General features: G+C 28.5%; 9 protein-coding genes. All 9 read right to left on the reverse strand.

Annotation, left to right across the window (positions count from 1 at the left end):
* Positions 1-33: 33 nt before the first annotated feature.
* Positions 34-669: a thiamine diphosphokinase gene (locus tag HMPREF9131_RS06040; RefSeq protein ID WP_009345962.1), complete on the reverse strand. Its 636-nt coding sequence runs from the start codon at positions 667-669 to the stop codon at positions 34-36.
* Positions 666-1,310 (reverse strand): ribulose-phosphate 3-epimerase, encoded by a 645-nt coding sequence (gene rpe / locus HMPREF9131_RS06045; RefSeq protein ID WP_009345978.1) that lies wholly within the window; start codon positions 1,308-1,310, stop codon positions 666-668. Before rpe ends, HMPREF9131_RS06040 begins: the two co-directional genes overlap by 4 nt.
* Positions 1,310-2,167, reverse strand: coding sequence for a ribosome small subunit-dependent GTPase A (rsgA, locus tag HMPREF9131_RS06050; protein WP_009345971.1), 858 nt, complete (start codon positions 2,165-2,167; stop codon positions 1,310-1,312). The genes rpe and rsgA overlap by 1 nt, the downstream gene beginning before the upstream one ends.
* Entirely contained in the window at positions 2,167-4,203 is a 2,037-nt protein-coding gene (gene pknB / locus HMPREF9131_RS06055; RefSeq protein WP_009345973.1) for a Stk1 family PASTA domain-containing Ser/Thr kinase, read from the reverse strand. Before pknB ends, rsgA begins: the two co-directional genes overlap by 1 nt.
* An 8-nt stretch (positions 4,204-4,211) precedes the next feature.
* Complete coding sequence (locus HMPREF9131_RS06060) at positions 4,212-4,937, reverse strand: Stp1/IreP family PP2C-type Ser/Thr phosphatase (protein ID WP_009345976.1); 726 nt, start codon at positions 4,935-4,937, stop codon at positions 4,212-4,214.
* On the reverse strand, positions 4,915-5,961 hold the full coding sequence (rlmN, locus tag HMPREF9131_RS06065) for a 23S rRNA (adenine(2503)-C(2))-methyltransferase RlmN (protein WP_009345974.1): 1,047 nt from the start codon (positions 5,959-5,961) through the stop codon (positions 4,915-4,917). The genes HMPREF9131_RS06060 and rlmN overlap by 23 nt, the downstream gene beginning before the upstream one ends.
* A 65-nt stretch (positions 5,962-6,026) precedes the next feature.
* Complete coding sequence (locus HMPREF9131_RS08740) at positions 6,027-6,563, reverse strand: methyltransferase domain-containing protein (protein WP_009345965.1); 537 nt, start codon at positions 6,561-6,563, stop codon at positions 6,027-6,029.
* Between the two features lie 40 nt (positions 6,564-6,603).
* Positions 6,604-7,320 carry a transcription antitermination factor NusB gene (locus tag HMPREF9131_RS08745; RefSeq protein ID WP_009345975.1) on the reverse strand — a complete coding sequence of 239 codons (717 nt, stop codon included), beginning with the start codon at positions 7,318-7,320 and terminating at the stop codon, positions 6,604-6,606.
* On the reverse strand, positions 7,317-7,616 hold a 300-nt coding region (locus HMPREF9131_RS06075; RefSeq protein ID WP_036744474.1), incomplete at its 5' end, for a zinc metallopeptidase. The genes HMPREF9131_RS06075 and HMPREF9131_RS08745, both read right to left, overlap by 4 nt.

A 7,616-nucleotide genomic window follows, 5' to 3' on the forward strand; every position in this document is an offset into this window, starting at 1 on the left:
ACAACTTTTGATACATAATGCAAGTTTATTTTATTAATCTTTTGATTTAACTAATAAAACTTTGCCTTTTTCGATTATTATTTTACCAATTTCATCTTTTATTTCATTGCTAACTCCGACTCCTGGTTTATTGCGACAAATGGTAAAATTTTTAACTTCATACTCCAAACCTTCGCTTGTAAAAACAGTTTGATTACTTAAAGATATTAATGAAATATATTTCTTATCATCTTTTTTAAAATAATAAGTTCCCTTTTCTAAGTAAAAAATTTCGTTATTATCATCTACTATTTTTGCTATAATATTTTTTTTGTATAGATCTATAAGTAAGAATATATTTGCAATTTCATGGTCAAAACGACTTCCTAAAGCACCAGTAATTACTATATCTTCATAAGCTAAATCTACTAATCTTTCTAAACAAATTTCTGTATCAGTTAAATTTTTATGACTTGGATAAATTTCTCTTTTTATATTATTTTTTTCTATAAAATTAAGAGCCTTATCATCTATAGAGTCCATATCTCCGATTATTAGATTAGGTAATATATCATAATCTCTTAGCATTTTCATGCCACCGTCAGCGACTATAATGAATCTGTCTAAATACTTATCAAGTAGCTTTTTTGAAACCCTATTTCCTCCTGAAATTAATAATGCTTTTTTCATGACATTAATTCTTTGAATTTCTTAATATTATTTCTAATATCGCCTTTAAAAACTCCTGAACCTGAAACTAAAATATCTGCTCCTGCATCAAGAATTTTTTGAGCATTATCAATTTTAACTCCTCCATCAACTTCTATTAAAGTATCATAGGAATTATCTTTTATAATATTTCTTAAATCCTTAATCTTTAATAGCGAATTTTCAATGAAAGATTGTCCACCAAAACCAGGATTGACGCTCATTATTAAAACTAAGTATAAATCTTTTAAAATATATTTTAAACACGTTAAATCATCTGATGGGTTTAGTGCTATACCACATTTCAAACCATAAGACTTAATTAAATTTAAAGTTCTATCTAGATGCTTAGTTGTTGAAGGATGAATTGTAATGATATCACTACCACTTTGGGCAAAATCTTTAATGTAATTCTCAGGATTTTCAATCATTAAATGTGTATCAAATTTTATATCTGTAAGTGTCCTTAATTGTTTAACAATTCCAGGACCAAAGGATATATTTGGCACGTAGTTTCCATCCATAATGTCCACATGAATGAAATCGCATTTTTCTTCATTCATAATTTTAAAATCTTCTCTAATATTTGTGAAATCAGCTGATAATATTGAAGGTGCTAACACTAATATTCCTCCTTATTTTTTAATTCTTGATATAAATATTTATAGTTCTCGTACCTTGAGATTGGAATTTCTCCATCTTGAACTTTTCTTTTTATCATACAATCAGGTTCATTAATATGATTGCAATTTAAAAATTTACATTGACCCAAATAATTTTCAAATTCCCTGAAATAATGACATAGGTCTTTTTTATCAAGCTTTATATCTAATGAAGAAAATCCGGGTGTATCAAATATAAAATAATCGCTATTGTAATGTAGCTCTGTATGTCTTGTTGTGTGCTTTCCTCTACCTGTTTTTTGAGAAACCTCGCCACTTTCAATTTTTTTATCTAAAATTAATGATGAAATTGTTGACTTACCAGCACCGCTTACTCCTGCAAAAGCCACTGTTTTTCCTTTTAATTTTTCTTTTAGGGTATCAATATTTAATCCAGTTTTTCCTGAAATTAGAATAGTATTAAAACCACAAATATAATATATTTTTTGTAAATTTTCAGCTTTGTTAATATCTATATCCGCTTTATTTATGGCAATAAGTATATCTATATTTGACATTTCTATTTGAACTATTGTTTTATCAATAAGTGTTAAATTATAGTCAGGATTTTTTAGAGGAATAAATAATACAATTAAATCAACATTTGCAACCTTTGGTCTTGTCAGTATATTTTTTCTGGGATATATTTTTTGAATATATCCCAGTGTATTATCATCATAATTAAATTCAACATTATCTCCAACTATAGGACTCTCTTTCACATATCTAAAAGTTCCTCTAGCCCTAGTTTCAATAAGTTTATCCCCACTTTTAATATAATAAAATCCGCCTAAAAGTTTTACAATTTTCCCCTGCATTACTTCACTACTTCTTGTCCAACATATTGGTCATCTATATAAATTTCATATACACCCTTGCCAATAAGTTTTATATTATCTGTAGAACCGGGATCTCTATTGTAATTCCAAATTGGGTCTTGGTTAACTTCTTCGCCCTTAGAATTTTTAACTCTATAAGCCTTTATATTATGAGTTTTTCCATCGTCAGGAACTTTAATCTTATAAGAATAAGTTTTTACATCAGAATTTGAAGAATTATTTTCACTATCTCGTTCTTCCCTATTACCTTTATTAGAATCACTTTCTTCTGATTCATCAACTATATCTTCTGTTTGTGGTCCCTTAGATACATAAAGAGTTACAGTAGAACCTTTTGCAAGCTCTGTTCCTTGTTCAGGATCAATTTTATAAATTTCACCCTTTCCAACATCGCCTGAATATCCTTCTTCTATCTTTACAATAAGTCCGAGTTTTTCAAGAGCTGCCTTAGGGGCTTCAGGTGACAAACCTTTATATGAAGAAGGTATTTTTACTGGTTCATCATCTTTTCCCTTAGAAATGAAGATCTTAACTTTAGCTCCTCTCGCCACTTTCTCTCCAGCTTGAGGTTCGGTGTAAATAATCTTTTCATTTTCAATTTCTTCATCAAATATATATTCCACTTCACCAACTGCTAAACCTAAATTATTAAGTTTATCCTCAGCTAGTTCCAAAGTATAATTTTTCATTTGAGGTATTTCAACATCATCAGGTAAAGAATTAATTACAAGATTAATGGTAGAACCCTTTTCAACTATAGTTCCAGCCGCTGGGTCTTGAGAAATAACTTCTTCTGATTTTTTTGATGAATCTTCAGTAGTCGTTATTTTATATTTTAGACCTTGGCTATCAAGTTTAGCTTCAGCTTCTCCTTTTAAAGCTCCAACAACATCTACAAGTTCAACTTCTTGTACCTTATCTCTATTATTCAAACCTGCTATAGCCTTTGGTGCAACTTTTGCCAAAAGGAAAATAATTATAATGGCACAAAAAACACCTAAAATGGCTGGTGCAGCAGAATTCTTCTTCTTACGTTCTTTTTTTATAACTTCTTTATCTTTAGAAAAATCTCTGCTACTTCTATTTATATATCTTTTCTCATTAGATGGTTTGTAAATAGGATTTTCAATAACAGTAGCATCTAAATCTTCTTTTTGATAATTAGATAAAGGTTCTATAACTCTTCCGTTTACTAGAATAGATTTTATATCCTTAATTAAATCATAAACGTCTTTATATCTTTTGTTGGGATCTTTTCTAGTCATTTTTAAAACTAAATCATCAACACCTGGAGAAAGGCTTTTAACTTTATCGGAGGGTCTTGGCATATTAGTTTGAACCTGCATAAGGGCAACTGAAACAGGATTATCTGCATCAAAAGGTAGTGTTCCAGTAAGCATTTCATATAGAACTATACCCATAGAATAAATATCACTTCTATTATCAACCTTTGCTCCTCTTGCCTGTTCAGGTGAAAAATAATGAACACTTCCCATTACAGCATTAGTTGCAGTAACTGTCGTATTGTCCGCAACTCTTGCAATACCAAAGTCTGTTACTTTTACCCTATCATCTTTAGTCACCATAATATTTTGAGATTTTATATCTCTGTGGACTATATGTTTAGAATGTGCCATTTTCAAAGCTTCGGCAATCTGTAAGGCATAGTTTAAAGCTCTTTTTTCCGGTAGTTTACCATCTTCATTAATCAACTCTTTTAGAGTTTTACCATCGATATATTCCATAACAATATAATGAACAACATCATCATCAATTGTTTCACTGCCTACATCAAATATACTTACAATATTAGGGTGTGAAATACTTGCAGCGGCTAAAGATTCCCTCTTAAATTTTCTGATGAAATTACTATCATCATTATATTCAAGCTTTAATATCTTTATTGCTACTATTCTATCAAGTCTTCTATCATGAGCTTTATATACATTGCCCATACCACCGGTGCCAATTTTTTCTAAAATTTCATATCTTTTTCCTAAAACTTTACTAATCATTTAAACACCTACTCATTATATACCAAGATTAAAGTTACATTATCTATTCCGCCATTTTTTAAAGCTTCATCAATAAGAATTTCATGAACCTTTGTGGGTTCATTTTTAATAATTAAATTCAAAATATCATCATTAGATACCATATTTGTTAGACCATCCGAACAAAGCAATATTATATCAGACTTTTCTAGCTTAATTTTAGAAATTTCAAAGTCAATTTTTTCATTTGTACCTAATGCTTTTGTGAGTACATTTTTTTTAGGATGAACTTTTGCTTCTTCTTCAGTAATTTCTCCAATTTCCATTAAATAATTTACATAAGAATCATCTCTTGTTAATTGTTCTATTTTTTTATAAGCTTTATTAATCTTATAAATTCTAGAATCTCCAATATTTGCAAAGAACAATTCATCATTATTAATATATGCTAAAGTCAAGGTTGTACCCATACCTCTATATTGTTCAATATCTTTAGATTCATTAAAAATTTCTTCATTTGCATTTTTTATTGATTTTTTAATTTCTTCTATTATATCAGAATCTTTTGGATTTTCACCCAATCTACTTAAATTCTTGCTGAGGATTTGGGTTGCTAAACCTGAAGCAGTTTCACCTGCCAAGTGACCTCCCATACCATCAGCTAAGATAAAAAATTTCTTATTTTCGTCAACATAGTAAGAATCTTCATTATTCTTTCTATGTTTACCCACATTAGTCGCAGCTACAACAATCATTGAATTCACCTCTTAATAAACTGGCTCTCAATTGACCACAGGAAGCATCAATATCTGAACCCAGCTCTCTTCTAACTGTTACATTAAATGAAGCATCCTCTAAAAGCCTTTTAAATTTATTTATATCTTGTCTATTGGGTCTTTGTTCATTATATTCCTCAATAGGATTTAATGGTATAAGATTTATATGACAAAATAAATTTTGAAACATATCTTTAAGTTCATTTACATTTTTCAAAGTGTCATTTTTACCCTTGATCAGGGTATATTCAAAAGTAATTCTATTTTTAGTTTTTAAATTATAATCTTCTAAAGCTTTCTTAAGCTTGTTCAGATTATATTTTCTATTGATAGGCATTATTTTTGACCTTTCTAAATCGTTAGTTTGATGCAAAGACACAGCAAGATTAATAGGTAAAGCCGAATCAATCAATTTATATATACCATCAACTACACCACAAGTCGATATTGTGATATTTCTATATGAAGTGTTATGACCTTCTTTTGAATGTAAAATCTTTAAAAACTTAATAACATTATCAAAATTGTCTAAGGGCTCACCCGAACCCATCAAAATAAAATTCTTAACATTTATTCCAAAATAATTTTCAACTATATATACTTGGTTTAGCATTTCTGCCGGTGTCAAGTTTCTAAAAAGTCCATCTTTTGTTGAAGCACAGAAAGCACACCCCATTCTACAACCAACTTGAGTAGAAATACATTGACTATAACCAAAATTATACTTCATTAAAACTCCTTCAATTACGTTTGAATCATCTAAAGTAAAAAGAAATTTTTTAGTGGTGTCTAATTTTGATTGAAAAATTTTTAGAATTTTAATAGTATTAATTTCATCATTTTGTATAATTTTTAAGGTGCTTTTAGATAAATTTGAATTTTCTATATCCCATCTTTTATTTTTATGAAAAAAAGTATAAAGTTGATTTGCCCTAAAAGATTTTTCACCCTTAGAGCTTAGATAATCTTTTAATTCATCTAAATACATTGAATTTAATATCACTACATCACCTGTAAATAGTATTATAGCAAATTCATCTGATAAGAAAAAGATAAATTTTATAAATGCTAATATAATCTCTGTAATTTGCAAATTGAAAAGCCATCATAATTATCAAATGGAAATAATTTTAAAATATCCTTACCCTCTATAGTTAGAATTTTATAGTTTTTGTTTCTATCTAAAAATTCTTTAATAACACCTTCATTTTCACTATAAGATAAAGAGCAAGTTGAGTAGATAAGTACTCCCCCTTTTTTTACATATCTCCCAGCATTATTAATAATTATTTTTTGTATTTGGGCTAAATTTTTGATATCATCAAGACTTCTGTTCCATTTAATATCTGGTTTTTTTCTATATAATCCTATTGCAGAACATGGAGCATCAACTAAGCAATAATCAAATTTATCTTCAAAATCATTATTATACTTACTTGCATCATTTATAGATACTTTTATGTTACTTACTCCTAATCTTTTTGCATTTTCCCTTATTAAATCTAGTTTGTACCAAGATTTGTCACAGGCTACAATTTGACCTGTATTTTCTAAAAGAGCTCCAAGATGTGTACTTTTTCCGCCTGGTGCTGCACATAAATCCAAAATCTTGGAATATTTCCTAGGATTTAAAATTTGTGATACTTTAATTGAAGAAAAATCTTGAGCATAAAAAAAATCCTTCTCTAAACGCTTGTGTATCAAAAATATTTTTTGGATTTTCAATTATAAGAGAATATGGTACGAGTCCATCTCTTACATTAAAATTTTCATATTTTAATAATTTAGACAGATTATCTTTTTTTGTTTTTAAAGTGTTTACCCTAATTACAAAATCCGACTCTTGATTATTTGCCTTTAATAAATTTCTAGTAAGTTCTACACCGTAATTCTCATAAAAATATTTAGTATAAAATTTTGGATGAGAGTAATAAACACTTAAGTTTTCTATGGAATCCTCAATTTTTACCACTACTTTATCTTTACTTACTATATTTCTTAAAATTGCATTTACAAAGGATGATGAGCCTTTATTCCCATATAACTTAGCAAGCTTTACCGATTCATCGACTATTGAATAATTCGGTATTTTGTCTAAAAAATAGCATTGATATATCGCCATTTCTAAAATTATTGCAATTATTTTATGAATCTTTTTAAATCTAATTTTTGAGTTGATTTTAATGACATAATCTAAGTAAGTCCTATTTCTAATAACACCTGTGGTAATATTTTTAACAAAGGTAAAATCCCTATCAGATATATTAGATTGCTTAAATATATTCAGTTGTTCTTCTAAAAAAGCACCTTTATTATAAACATTGTCTATGATAAAGAGTGCTTTTTGTCTAATGTTATTCATCTTCGTCTTCTGCCACCATTAGTTAAAGCAAGTAATCTTAAAAATTGACCAATAGCTGTTAGTGTTGCGCCTACGTAGGTTAAAGCCGCAGCACTTAAAACTTCTTTTGTACCTTTCATTTCTTCCTGATCTAGAAAACCAGCATCTTCAATTGCAAGCTTTGCCCTTCTAGATGCATCAAATTCTACAGGTAATGTAACTATTTGAAACAATACGGCAAAAAAGAATAGAGCCACGCCAATCTGAGTTAAAAAGTATGAAAAAAAACAGCCTATTATTATAAACCAAACAGATAG

This window comes from Peptoniphilus sp. oral taxon 836 str. F0141, from assembly GCF_000179335.1.
GTDB classification, from domain to species: domain Bacteria; phylum Bacillota; class Clostridia; order Tissierellales; family Peptoniphilaceae; genus Peptoniphilus_A; species Peptoniphilus_A lacrimalis.